General features: G+C 71.0%; 19 protein-coding genes and 1 tRNA gene. 14 read left to right on the forward strand and 6 right to left on the reverse strand.

Annotation, left to right across the window (positions count from 1 at the left end; genetic code table 11):
• The first annotated feature begins 145 nt into the window (after window positions 1-145).
• The 3 genes from ACFQWG_RS03040 to ACFQWG_RS03050 all read left to right on the forward strand — a co-directional run bounded on the left by ACFQWG_RS03040 (window position 146) and on the right by ACFQWG_RS03050 (window position 2,872).
• Window positions 146-1,084, forward strand: a complete 939-nt coding sequence (locus ACFQWG_RS03040; protein WP_380971979.1) for a M23 family metallopeptidase — start codon at window positions 146-148, stop codon at window positions 1,082-1,084.
• Complete coding sequence (locus ACFQWG_RS03045) at window positions 1,081-1,884, forward strand: glycerophosphodiester phosphodiesterase family protein (protein WP_380971981.1); 804 nt, start codon at window positions 1,081-1,083, stop codon at window positions 1,882-1,884. The genes ACFQWG_RS03040 and ACFQWG_RS03045 overlap by 4 nt, the downstream gene beginning before the upstream one ends.
• 112 nt (window positions 1,885-1,996) lie before the next feature.
• Complete coding sequence (locus tag ACFQWG_RS03050; protein ID WP_380971983.1) at window positions 1,997-2,872, forward strand: EamA family transporter; 876 nt, start codon at window positions 1,997-1,999, stop codon at window positions 2,870-2,872.
• On the opposite strand, the gene ACFQWG_RS03055 is transcribed toward ACFQWG_RS03050, so the two are convergent.
• From ACFQWG_RS03055 to ACFQWG_RS03070, 4 genes are all read right to left on the reverse strand, one after another.
• Entirely contained in the window at window positions 2,838-4,583 is a 1,746-nt protein-coding gene (locus ACFQWG_RS03055) for an MDR family MFS transporter (protein WP_380971985.1), read from the reverse strand. The genes ACFQWG_RS03050 and ACFQWG_RS03055 overlap by 35 nt on opposite strands.
• 47 nt (window positions 4,584-4,630) lie before the next feature.
• Window positions 4,631-5,275 (reverse strand): TetR/AcrR family transcriptional regulator, encoded by a 645-nt coding sequence (locus ACFQWG_RS03060; RefSeq protein WP_380971987.1) that lies wholly within the window; start codon window positions 5,273-5,275, stop codon window positions 4,631-4,633.
• Between the two features lie 78 nt (window positions 5,276-5,353).
• Window positions 5,354-5,845, reverse strand: a complete 492-nt coding sequence (locus ACFQWG_RS03065; protein WP_380971989.1) for a flavodoxin domain-containing protein — start codon at window positions 5,843-5,845, stop codon at window positions 5,354-5,356.
• 19 nt (window positions 5,846-5,864) lie between these two features.
• Window positions 5,865-6,302: a MarR family winged helix-turn-helix transcriptional regulator gene (locus ACFQWG_RS03070; protein ID WP_380971991.1), complete on the reverse strand. Its 438-nt coding sequence runs from the start codon at window positions 6,300-6,302 to the stop codon at window positions 5,865-5,867.
• Window positions 6,303-6,552: 250 nt separating this feature from the next.
• Here ACFQWG_RS03070 and ACFQWG_RS03075 point away from each other — a divergent pair, with 250 nt between their 5' ends.
• Window positions 6,553-6,822, forward strand: a complete 270-nt coding sequence (locus tag ACFQWG_RS03075; RefSeq protein ID WP_380971993.1) for a hypothetical protein — start codon at window positions 6,553-6,555, stop codon at window positions 6,820-6,822.
• A 109-nt stretch (window positions 6,823-6,931) separates the two neighbouring features.
• Here the strand turns inward: ACFQWG_RS03075 and ACFQWG_RS03080 are convergent.
• Window positions 6,932-7,004, reverse strand: a tRNA-Arg gene (locus ACFQWG_RS03080).
• 123 nt (window positions 7,005-7,127) lie between these two features.
• Between ACFQWG_RS03080 and ACFQWG_RS03085 the strand changes: the two genes are divergently transcribed.
• The gene (locus ACFQWG_RS03085) at window positions 7,128-7,577 is read left to right on the forward strand and encodes a ribose-5-phosphate isomerase (protein ID WP_380971995.1); all 450 of its coding nucleotides are present in this window, start codon (window positions 7,128-7,130) and stop codon (window positions 7,575-7,577) included.
• Between the two features lie 138 nt (window positions 7,578-7,715).
• On the opposite strand, the gene ACFQWG_RS03090 is transcribed toward ACFQWG_RS03085, so the two are convergent.
• Window positions 7,716-8,957 (reverse strand): Nramp family divalent metal transporter, encoded by a 1,242-nt coding sequence (locus tag ACFQWG_RS03090; RefSeq protein ID WP_380971997.1) that lies wholly within the window; start codon window positions 8,955-8,957, stop codon window positions 7,716-7,718.
• 141 nt (window positions 8,958-9,098) lie between these two features.
• On the opposite strand from ACFQWG_RS03090, the gene argS reads away from it, so the two are divergent.
• The 9 genes from argS (at window position 9,099) to ACFQWG_RS03135 (ending at window position 19,636) form a co-directional block, all read left to right on the forward strand.
• A complete protein-coding gene (argS, locus tag ACFQWG_RS03095) occupies window positions 9,099-10,778 on the forward strand; it encodes an arginine--tRNA ligase (protein WP_380971999.1) in 1,680 nt (559 codons plus the stop codon).
• Window positions 10,779-10,780: 2 nt separating this feature from the next.
• Entirely contained in the window at window positions 10,781-12,196 is a 1,416-nt protein-coding gene (gene lysA / locus ACFQWG_RS03100) for a diaminopimelate decarboxylase (RefSeq protein WP_380972001.1), read from the forward strand.
• A gap of 187 nt (window positions 12,197-12,383) precedes the next feature.
• On the forward strand, window positions 12,384-13,151 hold the full coding sequence (locus ACFQWG_RS03105) for an amino acid ABC transporter ATP-binding protein (protein ID WP_380972003.1): 768 nt from the start codon (window positions 12,384-12,386) through the stop codon (window positions 13,149-13,151).
• A 51-nt stretch (window positions 13,152-13,202) separates the two neighbouring features.
• Window positions 13,203-14,120: a glutamate ABC transporter substrate-binding protein gene (locus ACFQWG_RS03110; RefSeq protein ID WP_380972005.1), complete on the forward strand. Its 918-nt coding sequence runs from the start codon at window positions 13,203-13,205 to the stop codon at window positions 14,118-14,120.
• A 111-nt stretch (window positions 14,121-14,231) separates the two neighbouring features.
• The gene (locus ACFQWG_RS03115; RefSeq protein ID WP_291494815.1) at window positions 14,232-14,891 is read left to right on the forward strand and encodes an amino acid ABC transporter permease; all 660 of its coding nucleotides are present in this window, start codon (window positions 14,232-14,234) and stop codon (window positions 14,889-14,891) included.
• A complete protein-coding gene (locus ACFQWG_RS03120; protein ID WP_380972008.1) occupies window positions 14,888-15,796 on the forward strand; it encodes an amino acid ABC transporter permease in 909 nt (302 codons plus the stop codon). The genes ACFQWG_RS03115 and ACFQWG_RS03120 overlap by 4 nt, the downstream gene beginning before the upstream one ends.
• Before the next feature lie 343 nt (window positions 15,797-16,139).
• Entirely contained in the window at window positions 16,140-16,490 is a 351-nt protein-coding gene (locus ACFQWG_RS03125) for a hypothetical protein (RefSeq protein ID WP_380972010.1), read from the forward strand.
• Window positions 16,491-16,499: 9 nt separating this feature from the next.
• The gene (locus ACFQWG_RS03130; protein WP_380972012.1) at window positions 16,500-17,396 is read left to right on the forward strand and encodes an aldo/keto reductase; all 897 of its coding nucleotides are present in this window, start codon (window positions 16,500-16,502) and stop codon (window positions 17,394-17,396) included.
• A 128-nt stretch (window positions 17,397-17,524) separates the two neighbouring features.
• Window positions 17,525-19,636, forward strand: a complete 2,112-nt coding sequence (locus tag ACFQWG_RS03135) for a S8 family peptidase (RefSeq protein ID WP_380972014.1) — start codon at window positions 17,525-17,527, stop codon at window positions 19,634-19,636.
• The last annotated feature ends 58 nt before the right edge of the window (window positions 19,637-19,694 follow it).

A 19,694-nucleotide genomic window follows, 5' to 3' on the forward strand; every position in this document is an offset into this window, starting at 1 on the left:
CGGCGAAGGCGTTCCCCGCTCCCGTGCCCGGGTGTGAGGGGCATCACGTCTGTGGACGGGTGTTCGGTCCCCGACGGCTGGAACTGGACCCCGCTGGCGTTATAGGTTTGTGACCGTTGAGTCAGGGGCGGGGAAGGGGGTCGGCGTGCCGGAGTTCGGTGGGATCGAGTGCCCGCTGCCCTCGCGTCGGCAGATCCACGGCCCCGTCACCGTCTCGTGCCCCCTCCCGTCACGCCGCTCCCTGCGAGAACGGGACCGTGAGGCGGCGCCGCCCTCGTCGCCGGCGGCGGACCCAGCCCGGCGCGCGATGGTGGAGGCTCCCGACGAGGTGCGGGAACGCCACAACGCCGGGCGCGCCTCGCTGCTGGTCGCCCTGGCGGCGATGACCGTGGCGATCCCAGCCACCGGTTTCGTGGGGCCGGACTCCTCCATCTCCCTGCCGTCCCGAGCCGTCGGCACCCCCGCAGGGGGCGGCTCCTGGGCGACGGGCGCGGCGGACGGCGTCACCCGCGCCAGCGACCTGTCCGCCACGGTCACGGCGGCGTCGCGGGCGAAGGCGCGCACGCCCCTGGAGTCCACGGGATGCGTCGCCACCGACACGGCCGCCAACGGCTCGCGCACCGTCGTCGAAACCCCGCAGCTGCTGTGGCCGCTCACCCAGGGCAGCTACACGATCACCTCGGGGTTCTCGATGCGGATCTCCCCGATCAGCGGACAGCTGCTCCAGCACGAGGGCGTCGACATGTCCGCCCCACTGGGCACCCCGGTCCACGCGGTCGCCGACGGCACCGTGGTGGAGGTCTCCAGCGACTACCGCTCGGGGACGTACGTGCGGATCCAACACACGGCCGCAGACGGGTCCACCTACTTCTCGGCCTACGCCCATGAGTACATGGACGACATCCTCGTCAAGCAGGGGGACACGGTCACCGCGGGCGAGCAGATCGGGGCTGTCGGGTCCAACGGCTGGTCGACCGGCCCCCATCTGCACTTCGAGATCCGCGACGCCTCGAACACGGCCGTCGAGCCGACCGGGTGGATGGAGGAGCACGGAGCCACCTACATCGGCCAGGAGTGCCGATGATCCCGGTGTCGGCGGCCGGCCACCCCCTGGTCCTCGCCCACCGCGGAGGGGCGGCGGAGGCGCCGGAGAACTCGCTGGCCGCAGTCGCCCACATGCGCGCCCTGGGGGTCCGGCACCTGGAGACCGACGCGCACGCCACGGCCGACGGCGTCGTGGTCCTCCACCATGATGACGTCGTGGACCGCACTTACGACGGCTCGGGGGCCATCTCGGAGCTCACCTGGGACCGGGTCTCGCGCATGCGCAACGCCGCGGGGGAGCGGATGCCGCTGCTCGCGGAGGTCCTGGACGCGAACCCGGACATGTACCTCAATATCGACGCGAAGACCGACGACGTGGTCGCCCCGCTGCTGGATGTGCTCGCCCGGCATGACGCCTTCGACCGGGTGCTGCTCGCCTCGTTCTCCGAGTCCCGCCTGGAACGCATCCGCGCGACCGCCCCCGCGGGCCATGTCACGACCTCGCTCGGCGTGGCGGCCGTGACGAGGCTGGTGGCGGCGGCGCAGACCGCCTCCAACCCGGATTCCTGGCATGTGCCCGGACCGCGGCGCGGGGCGCGCGCCGTCCAGGTGCCCGAGTGCCTCGGACCGGTGCGCGTGGTCACCCCCCGGTTCGTCGCCGCCGCGCACGGGGCCGGCCTGGCCGTGCACGTGTGGACCGTCAATGACGCGGCCGCCATGGTCCGCCTGCTCGACATGGGGATCGACGGCCTGATCACCGATCGTCCGACGCTGGCCCGTGAGCTGCTGCGGGCGCGCGGGCAGTGGCGCGAGCCTCCGGCGCCGCCGCCCGCGCGCTGAGCGCGCTCACCAGAGGCCGCACCGCCGGGGATTCGCCCGAGCAGGGATCCGGCGAGCGTCATGCTGAGCTCCATGTGATGGGCACGAAGCGGCCCAGGAAGGGCTGAAGACGATGTGGATGGCGTTCGCGCTGGGCTCGGCCCTGTTCGCGGGGGTGACGGCCGTCCTGGCGAAGCTGGGGATCCGGGACGTCGACTCGAACCTGGCCACGGCGCTGCGCACGTGCGTCGTCCTCGTCCTCGCGTGGGCGATAGTCCTCGTGGTCGGTTCGCAGGGCACGATCGGGGGCATCGGCGGGCGCACCTGGCTGTTCCTCGTCCTGTCGGGGCTTGCGACGGGAGCCTCCTGGCTCTGCTACTTCCGGGCGTTGCAGATCGGCGACGTCAACAAGGTCGTCCCGGTCGACAAGACCAGCACCGTGCTCACGATGGCTCTCGCCGTCGTTTTCCTGGGGGAGAGGATCGACGCTGCGGTCGTCGTGGCGATGGCCCTCATCGCCGTCGGGACACTCCTGATGATCGAACGCGTCGAGCCGGATGCGGCGGCGCCGAGGCCGGGCGGACGGGGCGGGTGGACGTGGCTGCTGTATGCCGGCGGATCCGCTCTGTTCGCCGCTCTCACGGCGATCCTGGGAAAGGTGGGGATCGAGGGCGTCGAGTCGACCCTCGGCACCGCGATCCGCACCGGCGTCGTCCTGGCCATGGCCTGGGCGATCGTCCTCGCGCGCGGAGGGCAGCGCCAGATCCGGGGCGTCGACCGGCGCAGCTGGCTCTTTCTCGTGCTGTCCGGAGCGACGACCGGCTTGTCCTGGCTCTGCTACTACCGGGCTCTCCAGCAGGGACCCGCCAGCGTCGTCGTCCCGATCGACAAGCTGAGCATCGTGGTCTCCGTCGCCGCGGGGGCCGTCGTCTTCCACGAGCGTCTCCGCGCGCGAGCCGCGATCGGACTGGGGCTCATCGTCGTTGGCACGTTGGCTCTGGTGGTGTGACGAGGGCGTCCCGCCCGTCGGAGGGCGCGGCGACCGGGAGGCGCTTCTCCTCCTGCGTGATGAGCTCCTCGACGGCCTCGCGGGCGGACTCCCGGTCCTGGTCCTCGACCTGCTCGAGGCCGGACTTGGTGGACAGGTCCAGGTGCGGCAGGAACACCGAGATCACGGCGGCCACGACGAGTATCGGCACCAGGCCCGCCAGCACGGGCGTGAGGGAGTGCACGTAGGCCTCGACGATGCCCGAGCGCAGGACGTCAGGGAGCTGGGCGACGACGGCCGGGGTGAGGGAGGAGGCGTCCAGCCCCTCGGCGCGCGCCTGAGCCAGCTGGGCGCGGGCCGCGTCGTCCCCGGTGACGGCCATGGCGGAGAGGAATCCCTCCAGGCTGGACGCCAGGCGCGACGTGAACAGCGTCCCGATGACGGTGGCCCCCAGGCTCACGCCGATCTGTCGGAAGAAGTTGTTGCCGGAGGTCGCTGTGCCGACGATGCGCGCAGGCACCGAGTTCTGGACCAGCAGCACCAAGAGCTGCAGGATCATCCCGATGCCGATCCCCAGGACCGTCGTGTGGACGACGAGCAGCGCGACGGGCGAGTCCTCCTGCATCGTCGAGAGCAGGGCCATGCCCAGTGCCGCGACGAGCGTGCCGAGGACGGGCCACGCGCGGTAGTGCCCGGTGCGCGTGACGAGCGCGCCGACCAGGGTCGCGGCGAGGATCTGCCCGATCGTCATGGGGATCAGCATGAGGCCGGACTGCGTGGGGCTCAGACCGTAGACCATCTGCATGTAGGTGGGGAGGTATCCCATCGCGCCGAACATCGCGGCCATCGCCAGCATGCCGACGGCCGTGCAGACCAGGAAGGTCCGGTTGCGGAAGAGCTGCAGGGGGAGGATCGGCTCATCGGCCCGGCGTTCGACGGCGGGCAGCAGCCCCCACGACGCGACGAGCACGACGCACAGGGCGACGGTCTGCCAGGAGGTCCATGCGAACTGCTGGCCCGCCCACGTGGCGAGCAGCACGATCGCGATGGCGCCCGCGTCGAGGAGGGCGAGGCCCGCCCAGTCGACCTTCGCCCGCATCTCGTGGGAGGGCAGCTTCATCGCGATCAGGATGGCGACCCAGGCGGCGACGCCGAGCGGCAGGTTGATCCAGAACACCGCGTGCCAGGACACCGCGTCCGTCAGCCAGCCGCCGATGAGCGGGCCCAACACGGCGGCGATCCCGAACATGGCGGCGATGGGCGCCTGATAGACGCCGCGCACGCGCGCCGGGATGATGTCCGCGGTGATCGCCTGCGAGCCGATGATCAGGCCGCCGCCGCCCAGGCCCTGGAGGAAACGGAAGGCGATGAAGGGGCCCATGGTCTGGGCGAGGCCCGACAGGGCGGAACCGGTGAGGAACAGGGCGATCGCCGCCAGAAGGACCGGCTTGCGTCCGATGAGGTCCCCGAGCTTGCCGTACACGGGCATCGAGATCGTCATGGCGAGCGTGTAGGCCGTGATGATCCACGACATGTGCTCGACTCCGCCGAGGGATCCCACGATGGTGGGCATGGCGGAGCCGACGATCGTCTGGGAGACCGAGGACAGGAACATCGTCACCAGCAGGCAGGCGTAGATCGCCCAGAACCGGCCGTCCGGCGTGAAGCGGGCGCTCGAGGCGGTCTCGGGGCCCGAGGAAGGGGAGGCGCCTGCGGTGGCGTGTCGAGTCATGTCGCTCCTGTTCTGTTGTCGTGCGGGAGGGATCGGCCGGGCGGGGCTCAGTCCCGCAGGGCGGCGCGCAGCCCCCGGACGGTCCGGTGGACCTCGTCGAGATAGCTGCCGGCGCGTCCGTTGTGCCGCCAGAGGTCCAGCGCCGTGCGTTCGACCGTCGTGACGAGGGCGGCCGCGGCGAATGCGGCCGGGTCGTCCTCGGGCACGCCCAGGCGATCGGCCGAGACCGGTCTCAGCGCGAGCTCGGAATCGCGGAAGGCGCCGAGGACGAGGGGCAGCAGTTCCGGGTTGCGGCGGCGGATGTCCCATCCGGGGCTGGAGGAGCTGAACACCTCGCCCATCATCTCGGCGCGTGACCCCACGAGCTCCTCGACGGCGTCGAGCAGATCGGGGACGGCGCGGCTCCGGAACCGTTCGAGCACGACGGGATCGAAGGGCTCGATCTCCGGGATGAACGCGTGGTTCTTCGACGGGAAGTGGTTGAAGAAGGTCCGGCGTGAGACCTTCGCGGCGCGGGCGATCTGGTCGACGGTGATGTCGGCGACCGGACGGTCGCCGGCGAGCTGGAATGCGGCGGCCCGGATGTCCGCCCTCGTCCGCAGCGAGCGCGCGGTGGGGGCGAGCGGCGGGGCCTCAACGTCGTCGCGGACAGGCTCCTCGCCGTTGCAGGGGATCTGGGCGGTGACGGTCACGAGCCACTATTATGCACCGAGTGCAGATTCTGCACCATGTGCAGGAATGAGGGATCGGGCACACGGGCCGCTGCCCCGTCACCAGTCGGGCCCGTCGGGGCGCATGCGGAGGATGAAATCCTCGATGGCCTGGTCGTCGATCGCCTCCACGTCGGTCCGCGTTCCGGCGATGCGCCTGACGACGAGGCGTTCGGCGACGTTCATCCCGGCGAAGCGGAACCTGCCGCCGAGGAAGGCGGCCGCCACGGCACGGTCGAGGAGCGCCTGGGGAAATGCGGCCTGGACCTCCTGGTCGCGTACGGCGGGGTCGGTCTCCATCCCGCTGACAAACAACCCGAGGCGGGCGGCGTCGGGGGCGAGGCTTCGGGCGAAGGTTCTCATGGTTCGCAGGGGGGTGCCGGCGTAGACGGCGGTGCCCAGCACGATCGCATCGAACTTCGACAGGTCCGGCCGGCCCTGGGCGAGGTCGAAGAGACGGGCGCCGGGGCCCAGGCCGTCGGCGATGCGGCGGGCGATCTCGGCGGTGGCTCCGTGCTTGGAGGCGAAGGCGATGGCGATGGAGGTGGGCATGATGGTCCTTTCGCGGCGTTCAGGCTGAGGGCCCGTCCAGTCGGCTGAGGTTGGAGTGGAGGAGCGCCAGGCCCTTGCCCAGCGCGTCAAGCTCGGTCGGGGTGAGGCCGCGGTACATGGCGGACATGAAACGGCGGGCCTCCGCGTCGGTGTCGGCGCCCCACCGGTGCGCCTTCGCTGTGATATGGATCCGGGTGGCCCGCGCGTCCTCCTCGTCGGGGGCGAGGCGGACGAATCCCTTGGCCTCCAGGCGGTCCAGAATCTGGCGGATGTTCTGGTGGGAGGTGTCCGCTGTCTCGGCCAGCTCTGTCAGCGTGGGTGGTCCCGGAGACGTCTGGAGCATGACCAGCAGCCACCACTGCTTGGCGGTCAGCTCCGGCATGGCGGCATCGAGCGCCCGCTGGAGTCGGTTGGCCACGGCGAAGACGCCGCCGAAGACGAGGTGCTCGGCGTCCATCCCGTCGGCCCGTCCCCATATTGGTAAGAGCTTACCCAAAATGGCGACGAGGAACGAGGTCGTTTGACCCGGCTGGCGAGAGCACGCTGGGCGATGAGGCGGAAGCCCGCGCTGAACACGTTCGCGATCGCCTATGAGAACCACTGGGCCTCGCACATCGTTTGACGGACCGATCTCGCACGGTGCCAGTCAACATCCTGGGTCATCCGTCGATCTCATACGATCGCGCCGCAGACAATGAACACCTTCCATGGCGCTGAGCGCGACGAATCCCTCGCCCCACCGACGTGAGTATGACGAGAACGACGCCAATACGGATGAGGAGTTCCTCTTCACTGGTTCACAACAGAAATGCCAGAGATCCATCATCTCGAGACCGCTCGCTCCGCGTGAGCTCGCCCTCGGCAGTGGCGTCCGCGTAGTGGTGCACCGCGGGGTTGTCGCCATTTACGGCGCCGCCGGCCGCTACGCTCGCCAGGCGGGACTGCTGCCGGTGTCGCTGCTGTCAGCAGGCCGATGAAATCAGTGGAATAGGACATGCGCCACCGCATTCGCTCCCCACCACCGTACGGAGACGCGCAAACGCAAAACCCCTGGCCCGTCTGTACAGGCCAGGGAGTCTTTGTCTGTGCCCCGAACAGGATTCGAACCTGCGGCCTTTCGCTCCGGAGGCGAACGCTCTATCCACTGAGCTATCGGGGCTGCGTCGAGACACTGTACCAGCGCGTGGCGTCCTCGCGTGCATCGCGCGCCGCAGGGTGACCATGATGCGCGTGACGTGCGATACTGGGCGGTGACCGTCGTCTCACAATGGAGGGTGCCGTCGTGCGGGTCCACATCGCCTCTGATCACGCGGGCTTCGAGCTCAAGGGGATCGTCGGTGGCCATCTGCGCGGGCGCGGCGTCGAGGTGCTCGACCACGGGGCGGACGCCTATGACGGGGAGGACGACTATCCGCCGTTCTGCCTCGCTTGCGGCGAGGCCGTCGTGGCAGATCCAGGCTCCCTGGGGGTCGTCATCGGCGGCTCGGGGAACGGGGAGCAGATCGCGGCCAACAAGGTTCGCGGGGTGCGCGCCGCATTGGTGTGGAACGAGGACACGGCTCGCCTGGCCCGCGAGCACAACGACGCGAACGTCGCGTCGATCGGGGCTCGGATGCACGCCGTCGAGGAGGCGGTGCGCCTGATCGACGTGTTCGTGGGCACAGCCTTCTCCGGTGAGGAACGCCACATCCGCCGGATCGCCCTTCTCAGCGCCTATGAGGCGCGCGGCTGAGCGCCGGATTTCCCCAGAACTGCCCGGCGCGGACTCCGGTCCGTCGGCGGGTGGAGCGTCAACGGGGACGCTGCGGCGCGGTCCGGGAGCGATCCCGGGCCGCGTCGCTCCCCATGCGACGGGGCGGGTCGGCTGTCCTCATCCTCGGACGGTGAGGACGATGAGGGCCAGATTGAGGACGACGATGAGCGCGGCCACGACATCGGTGACGGCGCGCAGGACGGGTCCGTCCGCGTGGTGTCCCATGATCGCCCGGTTCCGGGTCAGGGACATCAGCGGGATGATCGCGAAGGGGATGCCCATCGACAGGACGACCTGGGAGATGACGAGCGCCCACGTCGGCTCCGCGCCGAGCGCCAGGATGACCAGCGCAGGGATCAGGGTGATGAGGCGCCGGGCGAGCAACGGCATCTTGATGTGGAGCAGCCCGCGCATGATCTCCGATCCGGCGTAGGCCCCGATCGACGTCGAGGCGAGCCCGGAGGCCAGCAGGCCGATGGCGAACACCACGGCGACCACGGGCCCCAGCGTGGAGGCGATCGCCCGGTAGGCGCCCTCGATGGAGTCCGTGCCCGACACGCCCTGGAGGGCGGAGGCGGCCAGGACCAGGAGGCCGATGTTGACCAGCCCCGCGAGGCTGAGCGCCCAGGACACGTCGACGCGGGTGGCGCGCAGGAGGGCCTCCTTGGAGATCCTGCCCGCCCCGGCGGCCTCGCCGTGGCGGTCGTTGACCAGGGAGGAGTGCAGGTAGACGGCGTGGGGCATGACCGTGGCGCCCAGCATCGAGGCGGCCACCAGCACGGAGTCCGCGCCCGCGAAGCCGGGGAGCAGACCGTGGGCGGCCTCGGACCAGTCGGGTGGCGCCGCGACCAGGCCGGCGAGGAAGCCCAGGGTGATCACCAGCAGCAGGGCGATGATGACATACTCGAACTTCTGCTGCCCGCGTCGCGACTGGACGCCCAGCAGAGCGATCGACACGGCTCCGAGGACCGCGCCTCCCCAGATCATGGGCAGCCCGAATAGGAGGTTGAGGGCGATGGCGCCGCCGATGACCTCGGCCAGGTCGGTGGCCGCCGCCACGACCTCCGCCTGGAGCCAGTAGGCGATGCGCCAAGCGGTGGGCAGGCGGTCGCCGAGGACCTGGGGAAGCGACTGGCCGGTCACGATCCCGAGCTTGGCGGAGAGGTATTGGACGATCATGGCGGCCGCGCACGAGAGCACCAGCACCCACAGCAGCAGGTACCCGTAGCGCGCGCCCGCGGTGATGTTGGCGGCGACGTTGCCGGGATCCACGTAGGCCACCGCGGCGACGAAGGCCGGTCCCAGGAGCTTGCCGACGCGGGGTCGCGCCGGCCGGGGGTCGGGGAGCCGTGCCGCCATGAGATGCCCTCGCTTCACCGGTGGGAGTTCGGTCCGCCGAAATCATAGACGCCGCAGGCTCGTCGGGAAGCGACGCCTCTCCGCAGCGGCCGCTCCGGACGCGTTGGCGGCCCAGGGCCCGACCCGGTTACGCTCGGGCACGTGACCCCTGAAGAACTCGCCGCACTCATCCGCACCACGTTGGTCCAGGCTGCCCGGGACGGGCAGCTGGCCCTCGAGGCCGGCGACATCCCCCCGGCGGTGGCGGTGGAGCGCCCCCGCACCCGCGATCACGGGGACTGGTCGACGAATGTCGCGATGCAGCTGGCGAAGAAGGCCCACGCGGCTCCGCGCGACATCGCGGCGGTCATCGCGGACCGGTTGCTGGCCGACGACGGCATCGATGAGGTCGACGTGGCGGGTCCGGGCTTCATCAACATCCGCTTGGCTGCGGCCTCGGCCGGGGAGCTCGCGCGCACGATCCTCCAGGCTGGCCCCGCCTTCGGAGCGAACGACGCGCTGGCGGGCACCCACGTCAACCTCGAGTACGTCTCCGCGAACCCGACGGGCCCCGTCCATCTGGGCGGGGCGCGCTGGGCGGCCGTCGGCGACTCCCTGGCGCGCCTCATCGCCGCCTGCGGCGCCGAGGTCACCCGCGAGTACTACTTCAACGATCACGGATCCCAGATCGACCGGTTCGCGCGCTCCCTCTACGCCCGCGCCATGGGCCGCGAGGCGCCCGAGGACGGATACGGCGGCCAGTACATCGCCGACATCGCGGCTCAGGTCCGCGGGGACGCCCTCGCCGCGGGGGAACCCGATCCCGTGACCCTGCCGGAGGCGGACGCCGTCGAGGCCTTCCGTGCGCGCGGCGTGGACCTCATGTTCGACGAGATCAAGCAGCGGCTCCACGACTTCCGTTCCGATTTCGACGTGTTCTTCCACGAACAGTCGCTCCACGACTCCGGAGCCGTCACCCGTGCCATCCAGGTTCTGCGCGACAGGGGCGAGGTCTTCGACGCCGACGGCGCGGTGTGGCTGCGCACCACGGACTACGGCGACGACAAGGACCGCGTCCTCATCAAGTCCGACGGGCAGGCCGCCTACTTCGCCGCCGACGTCGCCTACTACCTGGACAAGCGCCAGCGCGGCGCCGACGCGGCGATCTACCTGCTGGGCGCCGACCACCACGGCTACATCGGGCGCATGATGGCGATGTGTGAGGCCTTCGGGGACACCCCGGGCGTCAACATGCAGATCCTCATCGGCCAGATGGTCAACCTCATGCGCAACGGCGAGCCGGTGCGCATGTCGAAGCGCGCGGGCACCATCGTCACCCTGGACGACCTGGTCGACGCCGTCGGCGTGGACGCCGCGCGCTACTCGCTGGTTCGGGTGTCCATGGATTCCAACCTCGACATCGACCTCGACCTCCTGACTTCGCGCACGAACGACAATCCCGTCTACTACGTGCAGTACGCCCACGCCCGCAGCCGCAACGTCGCGCGCAACGCCGCCGAGCACGGGGTCGCCCGAGAGGCCGGTTTCGACCCCTCGGCGCTCGACTCGCCCGCCGACGCGGACCTGCTGGGCGTCCTCGCCCAGTTCCCCGCGATGGTCGCCCAGGCGGCGAAACTGCGCGAACCGCACCGCGTCGCCCGCTACCTCGAGCAGCTCGCCTCCGCGTACCACACCTGGTACGGCCAGTGCCGGGTCACGCCGCGCGGCGAGGAGCCCGTCACCCCCGGCCATATCGCCCGCCTGTGGCTCAACGACGCGGTCTCCCAAGTGCTGCGCAACGGGCTGGGCCTGCTGGGCGTCCAGGCACCCGAGAGGATGTGAGCGTGGATCCCTCCGAGGCGCCCCTGGGCTCTCTCGTGTGCCCCGAACCCGGGGAACGCCCCGACCTGTGGCCCACCGCCGCGCGGAGGGACCGGGACGGGGCGCTGATGATCGGCGGCGCCCGCCTGGGCGATCTCCAGCGTGGCTTCGGATCGCCCTCCTACATCCTGGACCGCGCCGACCTGCGCGGTCGGGCCCGGGTGTGGGCCTCCGCGATGGCCGAGGAGTTCTGGGAGGGCTACGGCATGGCCGGGGGGAGGGCCTACTACGCGGCGAAGGCCCTGGCCTGCGCGGACGTCGTGCGCGTCGTCACCGCGGAGGGCATGGGGGTGGACGCGGCGTCGCTCGGCGAGCTCACCATCGCGTTGTGCGCCGGCGCCGACCCCGCCCTGGTGGGGCTGCACGGCAACAACAAGCTCGACGGCGAGATCGATCTGGCGATCGCCGCCGGGATCGCCCGCGTGGTCGTCGACTCCCTGCCGGAGGTCGCCCGCCTCGAGGCGGCGGCGGCCCGCCGGGGCGTGGGCGTCCCCGTCATGGTGCGCCTGAAGACGGGGATCCACGCCGGCGGCAACGAGTACATCGCGACCTCGCATGAGGACCAGAAGTTCGGGGTGTCGGTGAACGACGGAGGGGCGATGGAGGTCGTTCGCGCCATCGCGGCCTCGGGGCACCTCCGGCTCGTCGGTCTGCACAACCACATCGGCTCCCAGATCGAGGGCGTCGGGGCCTTCGTCGCGGCCGCGCGGATCGTGCTGGATTTCCGAGGGCGCATCGCCCGGGAACACGGCATCTGGGTCCCGGAGGTCGACCTCGGCGGCGGCCTGGGCATCGCCTACAGCGGAGCGGATCCCGTTCCCACGAGCCCCGCGACGCTCGCCCGCGCTCTCGCCGAGGTCGTGCGCGAGCGCTGCGTCGAGCAGGGGAGCCCCATCCCGCGCGTGTCGGTGGAGCCCGGGCGCAGCGTCATCGGCCCGGCGTGCGTGACCGTCTACGAGGTCGGCACGCTCAAGGACGTCTCGCTCGAGGGCGGCGCCGTGCGCCGCTACGTGTCGGTCGACGGGGGGATGTCGGACAATATCCGTCCGGCGCTGTACGGCGCCGTGTGCACGGCGACGCTGGCGAACAGGGCGTCCGCGGGACCCTGGGCGCGCTGCCGCGTGGTGGGACGCCACTGCGAGTCCGGGGACATCGTCGTGCGCGACGTCGACCTGCCCGCCGATCTGCGCCCGGGCGATCTGCTGGCCGTGCCCGCGACCGGCGCCTACGGATGGTCGATGGCGTCGAATTACAACTACCTCACGAAACCGGGGGTCCTGGCCGTGGAGGACGGCGCCGCCCGCTGGGCCGTGCGCCCGCAGACGCTGGAGGACCTCATGGACCTGGATCCGGGGCTGGCCGGGAGGCCCCTGCCCTAAAGGAAATCCATCCGGATCGTTGGCCGAATCGGGCGAAGGGCGTTACCCTGTCGTCACCCGGTGAGACCGCGTGCCAAGGACATGTCTGACGCTCCGCCGGGATCTTCCACGCCCGGTCATCGGTGTCGTCCGGTCCACGACCTGGACGTCCGGCTCCGAATCTCCTCGGAAAGGTAATGTCAAGACCATGTCACTGGAAAACTCGGGAGTGCCGGCCGGCGAGCCGCTGGTCGTCGTCGACCACGTGGTCAAGCACTACGGGGACTTCGTCGCCCTCAATGACGTCAGTCTGACGGTCGACAAGGGCGAGGTGGTCGTGCTCATCGGACCGTCCGGATCCGGCAAGTCCACGCTGTGCCGCACGATCAACCGGCTGGAGACGATCACCTCGGGGGACATCCGCATCGACGGCGAGTCACTGCCCCAAGAGGGCAGGAAGCTCGCTGCGCTGCGCGCCGAGGTCGGGATGGTCTTCCAGTCCTTCAACCTGTTCTCCCACAAGACGATCCTCGACAACGTCACCTTGGCGCCGGTCAAGGTGAAGAGGATGCCGAAGAAGGAGGCCGAGGACCTGGCGCACACGCTGCTCGACCGCGTCGGTGTGGGCGCTCAGGCCGACAAGTACCCCGCCCAGCTCTCGGGCGGGCAGCAGCAGCGGGTCGCGATCGCCCGGGCGCTCGCCATGCAGCCGAAGGTCATGCTCTTCGATGAGCCCACCTCGGCGCTGGACCCCGAGATGATCAACGAGGTCCTCGACGTCATGGTCCGCCTGGCGGCCGAGGGCATGACGATGATCGTCGTCACCCATGAGATGGGGTTCGCCCGCAAGGCGGCCGACCGGGTGGCGTTCATGTCCGACGGCGAGATCCTGGAACAGGCCCCGCCCGAGGAGTTCTTCTCCCGCCCGCGCACCGACCGCGCGAAGGACTTCCTCTCGAAGATCCTCACGCACTGACCCGGTCCGCTCCGGGCCCCGCACACCGACTCCCACCAGGAAGGAACCCTGATGCGCACCCTCACCCGAATGGCCGCGGCCCTGGCCGCCTCGGCCGTCGCGATCACCCTGGCCGCATGCTCCGACACGTCCTCCGCCTCCGGCGACGCCGCCTCCTCCGGCTCGGGGGACGCGGGCTCCTCCGACCTCTCCTTCACCGTCGCGGACTCGGTGGACCTCACCGGCTCCGACACCTACGACGCGGCGAAGTCGGCCGGCACCCTGCGCGTCGGCGTCAAGGAGGACCAGCCCGGCCTGGGCTACCTCGACGCGATCACCGGCGAGCGCACCGGCTTCGACGTCGACATCGCCCGGTGGATCGCCGCGGAGCTCGGCTTCTCCGAGGACCAGATCGAGTTCCAGACGATCCCGTCGGCCAACCGCGAGCAGGCGCTGGTCAACGGCGACATCGACTACTACGTCGGGACGTACTCGATCACCGACAAGCGCAAGGAGCAGATCGGCTTCGCCGGCCCGTACTTCATCACCGGTCAGGGCCTGCTGGTCGCCGCCGACAACACGGACATCACCTCCGAGGACGACCTGGCCGGGAAGACCGTGTGCTCGGCGACGGGGTCCACCCCGCTGCAGAACATCCAGGAGAACTTCCCCGACACGAAGACCGTCCCCTTCGACACGTACAGCCAGTGCGTGGACGCCCTCAAGGACGGCTCCGTCGACGCGGTGACCACCGACCAGGCGATCCTCATCGGCTACGCCGCCCAGGAGCCTGACGCCCTCAAGGTCGTCGGCGAGCCCTTCACCGAGGAGAAGTACGGGGTGGGCGTGCCGAAGGACGACGCCGCGCTGCGCCATTTCATCAACAAGGTCTTCACCGACGGGGGCGACACCTGGCAGAAGGTCTTCGACGCCGACCTCGGCTCGTCGGGCATCACGGTCCAGCAGCCCGCCGTCGACGACTACGAGTGACCCGGCGACGAGAGCGTCCCCGGCCGTGAGCCGGAGGGCCGCCGGCCCCGCGGAGCGGGGGCGTCCTCGTCGATCGGGGGAGGGAAGACAGGGAAAAGGAGATCCACGCGCATGAATGTCCTCATCGACAACGCCGACCTGTTCGTCGACGGTTTCGAGATGACGCTGGCGCTGTTCGCCGCGGGAGGCGCCATCGCGCTGGTCCTCGGGTTCCTCGTGGGGGCGATGCGGGTGTCCCCGGTGCCGGTGATGCGCTGGGTCGGCACGGTCTACGTCAACACCGTCCGCAACACGCCGCTCACCCTCCTGTTCTTCCTCTTCGCCTTCGGCGTGCCGAAGCTCTTCCCCGGCGGCACCTCGGGCCAGGGGACGTATGTCCGTCTGGCGATCCTCACCCTGGGGCTCTACACCGCGACCTACATCGCCGAGACCGTCCGCTCGGGCATCAACACCATCCCGCCGGGCCAGACCGAGGCGGCCCGCGCCCTCGGCCTGACATGGGGCCAGTCGATGACGCAGATCGTGCTGCCGCAGGCCGGGCGCGCCGTGGTGCCCCCGATGATGAGCGTGCTCATCGCCCTGCTCAAGAACACGACGGTCGCCGCCGGATTCGGTGTCGCGGAGGCCGGCGCGATCCGCAACACCCTGTCCGAGCGCTCCGAGCCGCTGCTGGCCGGGCTGCTGTGGGTCGCCGCAGTCTTCGTGGCCCTGGTCATGCTGCTCGCGTGGCTCCAGCGCGTCCTCGAGAGGAAGCTGGTGATCGCGCGATGAGCTCCCAGCACATCTACGACGTGCCCGGGCCCCGCGCGCGCAGACGCTACGCCCTGATGGCCGTGGCCACGGTCGTGGTCGTCGCGGCGGCCATCGGCTTCGTCTGCTACCGCTTCCAGCTGACGGGCCAGTTCAGCGCGCGGAAGTGGTCCACCTTCACCTACCCGCAGGTGTGGGGCCAGATCGGGCGCTACATGCGCGCGACCCTGGAGGCCTTCGCCCTGTCCGCCCTCCTCGCGCTCGTCCTCGGGCTGGCGCTTGCGGTGGGCCGGCTGTCGGAGCACGCCTGGATCCGCGTGCCGGTGGTCTGGTTCGTCGAGGTCTTCCGCGCGGTGCCCGTCCTCATCCTCATGATGCTCGTCTACTACGGGCTACCGACTATCGGTCTGAAGACGACGCCCTTCGTCGCCGTGGTCGCGGGCCTCACCCTCTACAACGGGACGGTCCTGGCCGAGGCGATCCGCTCGGGCGTCCTCTCCCTCCCCCATGGGCAGGGCGAGGCCGGGTACGCGCTGGGTCTGCGCAAGCACCAGGTGATGGCCCAGCTGCTGCTGCCCCAGGCATTCCGCGCGATGCTGCCCGTCATCATCGCCCAGCTGGTCGTCGTGCTCAAGGACACGGCACTCGGCTTCCTCATCACCTATAAAGAGCTCCTCTACTACGCGAAGTTCCTGGGCTCCCAGGCGCAGTTCGACAGTCCGATCATCCCGTCCTCGCTGGTCATCGGCACGATCTACGTGGGGCTGTGCCTGTGCGTGGCGGGTCTGGCGAAGCTGGCGGAGAAGCGCATCTCCGGCACGCGCGACCCGGGCGGGACCCGGCACGCCTGGGGCAACACGAACCTGGCGATCGCGCGGGTCGACGTCGCCGAGCCGGGCGCCGAGGCGACCGACGGCCCCCGCTGAGGCCCTCCCGCGCCCGGACCGGCGCTCACCCGCCAACCGGGGGCCCGATCCGGCGATCACGGGGGTTGCGGCGCTCCCATCGCGACGCGACAACGCACCGCGCGGCGCCCTCGTCGCGAGCGGCGGCAGCGCCCGGAGGGCCACCACGGGAAGGAGACCATGCGTCGAGCGGGCATCGTTCCAGCGGGCGTGGAGAGGCATCTCGGGGACGGCGAGCTCATCGTGAGCAAGACGGATCCCAGGGGGGATCGTCACTGACGCGAATGACGTCTTCGTGCGGACGTCGGGCGACCGGGAGCCCGAGTCGGTGGGACAGCCCCACAACTTCGTCTGACATGCCGCCATGCCCCGGTCGCTCTTCAAGCTTCTCTGGGACACGCTCGGTTCCGGCCGGGAGATCTTCGCCGACATGGCGCCGTCGTACGACGGCGCCAGGCGGCTCGTCGTCTACCACACGGACCGCAGGTCGCCCGAGCGCATGTCCGACGCGATCAGGGCGGGCACCGAGGATCCGGCCCGCCGGCTCGCCGACCAGGTCGCGATGGTGCAGCAGGCTGCGGCCGACGCCGCGCGCGCCATCGGGGGAGTCGGAGCCAGCGTCCGGCAGATGGGCCAGATGACCGAGGACATCGCCGGCGCGATCCACGGCTCGCGTGCCCGATCCGGACGGGTGCGGAGGCGCGGGGCCCGCTAGGCTCGGGGCATGAGCGTCTCACCTGCCGCGGTCCCCTCCGTCCAGCTCGGCGACGGCGTCCGCATCCCCCAGATCGGGTTCGGCACCTTCCAGATTCCCCCCGAGGACACCCAGCGGGCGGTCGAGCAGGCCCTGGAGCTCGGCTACCGCCACATCGACACGGCGGCCGGGTACTACAACGAGGCCGGTGTGGGCGCGGCCCTGCGGGCCACCGGCCTGGAGCGCCCGGAGGTCTTCGTCACGACCAAGCTGCGCAACGTCGACCAGGGGGCGGACCGCGCGCGGGAGGCTTTCGAGGCATCCCGGCAGGCGCTCGGGATCGAGGTCGTCGATCTCTACCTCATCCACTGGCCCGTTCCCTCCCGGGGCCTCTACGTCGAGACCTGGGAGACGCTGGTCGGCCTGGCCGAGGGCGGCGCCGCTCGGGCGGTCGGCGTCTCGAACTTCCTGCCCGAGCACCTCGAACGCCTCGTCGCCGCCACCGGAGTGGCGCCTGCCGTCAACCAGATCGAGGTGCACCCGAGCTTCTCCCAGCCGGGGTCGCGCGAGGCCTCCCTGCGGCGGGGCATCGCCGTGGAGGCATACAGCCCGCTCGGCCAGGGCGGCGACCTGCGCGACCCCGTCGTCGCCGGGATCGCCGGACGACTGGGCTTGACGCCCGCCCAGGCCGTGCTGGCCTGGCATCTGCGGTCGGGGCGGATCATCATCCCGAAGTCCACGCACCCGGAGCGGATGCGGGAGAACCTCGAGTCGGTCCGGACGGCGTCCCTGCTCGCCCCGGAGGACCTGGACGCCGTGGAGGCGCTGGACCGCGGGCCGGCCGGCCGCATCGGCGGGGATCCGGCCATCTTCGCCTTCCCGCAGACGCGCGAGGACGCGGCGGCTCGGGGGGAGGGGCTGGACTGACTCGCGTCCGCCCGTCGCGTTGTCCCGACATATGGGACGAATTCAAAGAATTGCTTTGATCTCGTAAAAACTAGGACAAGCCTGCACGTCATCCCCGTGTCGGGCTCACTGCGAGATCAAGGACATTCATGGCACAGACACGATTCAGCGGCCGGAGGGCAGCCGTGGCCGCCTGCGCATGGGGCATCTGCGCGGCCGTTGCGCTGCCCGGCGTCGCGACCGCCGCCCCCTCCACCGCCACCGAGGGACGATCGCTGACCGCGCCCGCCGAGGCGGCCGTCTCGGACGGCCAAGCGATGAACTACGCGGTCAACCTGGTCGAGGGCGCCTCCGAGGCCGATCTGGCGACCGCCGTCGCCCAGGCCGAGGCGTTGGGAGGCGCGACGCTGGCGCAGTACCCGGACCTGGCGACCTTCTTCGTCCAGTCGGCCTCCGGCACCTTCGCCGGGGACCTCGGCAACGCCCTGGCGGGCCTCGGCGTCGGCTTCGACTCGATCGGCCCGACGCGCGGAGCCGCGGTGACCGGAGACGAGCTGTTGGTCTCGACCTCCCAGGGACGCCAGGCGCGGGTCCTCTCCGAGGCGACGACGGAGGGCTCGTCCCAGCTCGACCGGGAGTCCCTGGCCGACGTCGAGGGCGATCCGCTCACCTCGGACGCCTGGGGGCTGACGGCCATCGGCGCACTCGAGGCCCAGGACGTCGACGTGCCCCTGGAGCCGGTCACGGTCGGCGTCCTGGACACCGGCATCGACGGCAACCATCCGGACCTGGCTGGGCAGATCGACGCCTCGAAGTCGGCAGGCTGCGCGGTCAACGGCATCGCGGACGGCGACTGGGACGCCTGGCAGGACAACCACTACCACGGCACCCACGTGGCCGGGACGATCGCCGCCGCCCACAACGGGCAGGGCGTGGACGGGGTCGCCCCCCAGGTGACGCTCGCCGCCGTCCAGACCGGCAACGCCGACGGGTTCTTCTACCCCGAGTACGTGACCTGCGCCTTCGTGTGGGCGGCCGACCACGACTTCGACGTCACCAACAACTCCTACTACACCGATCCGTGGGAGTACTGGGTCCCCGGCGACCCGACGCAGGCCGCCGGCCTGGAGGCCGTCACGCGCGCCGTCGCCTACTCCGAGGAGAAGGGCGTCGTCAACGTGGCGGCCGCCGGGAACTCCGACAACGACCTCGACAACCTCGCCACGGACTCCGGCAGCCCCAACGACACCGGCGCGCCGATCGCGGACCGCGATGTCACCGGCGGCGTCGACATCCCCGCCCAGCTGCCCGGCGTCGTGACCGTCTCCTCCGTGGCACTGCCCGCGGGCGGAGACCCCGCCACCGCGGCGCTCGCGCGCTCCGGATTCTCCAACTACGGCGAGGGCACGATCGACGTGGCCGCCCCCGGCTCGTCGATCCTCTCCACGATCCCGACCTGGTACAGGACCGCCGCGTACGGCCCGGGCTACGGCGTGCTCAGCGGCACCTCGATGGCCTCCCCGCACACCGCCGGCGTCGCCGCCCTCATCAAGGCGATCCACCCGGACTTCACGCCGGCCCAGACCGTCGACCTGCTGACGAAGCAGGCGGGCGACGCCTACGACCGCCTGGCGGCCCCCGCCGATGGCAAGGAGTACCGCGGCGCGGGCCTGGTCAACGCCCTGGCGGCCGTCACCGTCGACCAGCCCCAGCCGACCATCGGCGAGGCCGAGTACTCCACCGACGGGGGGACGACATGGAGCCCGCTGGCGGGCGCCACGCTCCGCGGCGCGATCACCGTGCGGGTGTCCATCGCCGGCCCCGTCACCGAGGCCACGCTGACGATCGGGTCGGCGAGCCGCGGCGAGCTCGCCTCCGCCCAGGCCGAGGGCGACGGGACCTTCGGCGGATCGGTGACGGTGAGCACCGGGATCACGCTCCCGGACGTCACCGACGCCGAAGACCTCTCACTGACCGTCGAGGCACTGGGCCGCAACAACGACGCCCGCGCGGACGACGACGTGAGCGCCGAGGGGACCTTCACGGTGGCCGCCGCACCGGCTCCCCAGCCGGAGCCGTCGGAGCCCTCGGCGAGCCCCGCGACGCCCACGCCCTCCGCGTCGGCCTCGTCCGCCGCGCCCGTCGCCACCGGCGGACTCGCCTCCACCGGAGCGGACCTGCCGCTCGGGCTGGGCGTCGCGGCGCTGATCGCCGGCGCCGCGACTCTGGCCCTGACGCGCCGGAGCCGCTCGGAGCGCTGATCGGGAGCTCGCGGAGCGCACCGACGCCCGCCGGACCCACCAGGGCCCGGCGGGCGTC

The organism is Schaalia naturae (assembly GCF_042665795.1).
Taxonomy (GTDB): Bacteria; Actinomycetota; Actinomycetes; order Actinomycetales; family Actinomycetaceae; genus Pauljensenia; species Pauljensenia naturae.

Bases quoted from the DNA above. Each gene is read 5' to 3' on its own strand.
- ACFQWG_RS03045 (WP_380971981.1), top strand. From the start codon at position 1,081: ATGATCCCGGTGTCGGCGGCCGGCCACCCCCTGGTCCTCGCCCACCGC.
- ACFQWG_RS03050 (WP_380971983.1), top strand. From the start codon at position 1,997: ATGTGGATGGCGTTCGCGCTGGGCTCGGCCCTGTTCGCGGGGGTGACG.
- ACFQWG_RS03055 (WP_380971985.1), bottom strand. From the start codon at position 4,583: ATGACTCGACACGCCACCGCAGGCGCCTCCCCTTCCTCGGGCCCCGAG.
- ACFQWG_RS03065 (WP_380971989.1), bottom strand. From the start codon at position 5,845: ATGCCCACCTCCATCGCCATCGCCTTCGCCTCCAAGCACGGAGCCACC.
- ACFQWG_RS03070 (WP_380971991.1), bottom strand. From the start codon at position 6,302: ATGGACGCCGAGCACCTCGTCTTCGGCGGCGTCTTCGCCGTGGCCAAC.
- ACFQWG_RS03075 (WP_380971993.1), top strand. From the start codon at position 6,553: ATGGCGCTGAGCGCGACGAATCCCTCGCCCCACCGACGTGAGTATGAC.
- ACFQWG_RS03090 (WP_380971997.1), bottom strand. From the start codon at position 8,957: ATGGCGGCACGGCTCCCCGACCCCCGGCCGGCGCGACCCCGCGTCGGC.
- ACFQWG_RS03105 (WP_380972003.1), top strand. From the start codon at position 12,384: ATGTCACTGGAAAACTCGGGAGTGCCGGCCGGCGAGCCGCTGGTCGTC.
- ACFQWG_RS03110 (WP_380972005.1), top strand. From the start codon at position 13,203: ATGCGCACCCTCACCCGAATGGCCGCGGCCCTGGCCGCCTCGGCCGTC.
- ACFQWG_RS03115 (WP_291494815.1), top strand. From the start codon at position 14,232: ATGAATGTCCTCATCGACAACGCCGACCTGTTCGTCGACGGTTTCGAG.
- ACFQWG_RS03120 (WP_380972008.1), top strand. From the start codon at position 14,888: ATGAGCTCCCAGCACATCTACGACGTGCCCGGGCCCCGCGCGCGCAGA.
- ACFQWG_RS03125 (WP_380972010.1), top strand. From the start codon at position 16,140: ATGCCCCGGTCGCTCTTCAAGCTTCTCTGGGACACGCTCGGTTCCGGC.
- ACFQWG_RS03130 (WP_380972012.1), top strand. From the start codon at position 16,500: ATGAGCGTCTCACCTGCCGCGGTCCCCTCCGTCCAGCTCGGCGACGGC.
- ACFQWG_RS03135 (WP_380972014.1), top strand. From the start codon at position 17,525: ATGGCACAGACACGATTCAGCGGCCGGAGGGCAGCCGTGGCCGCCTGC.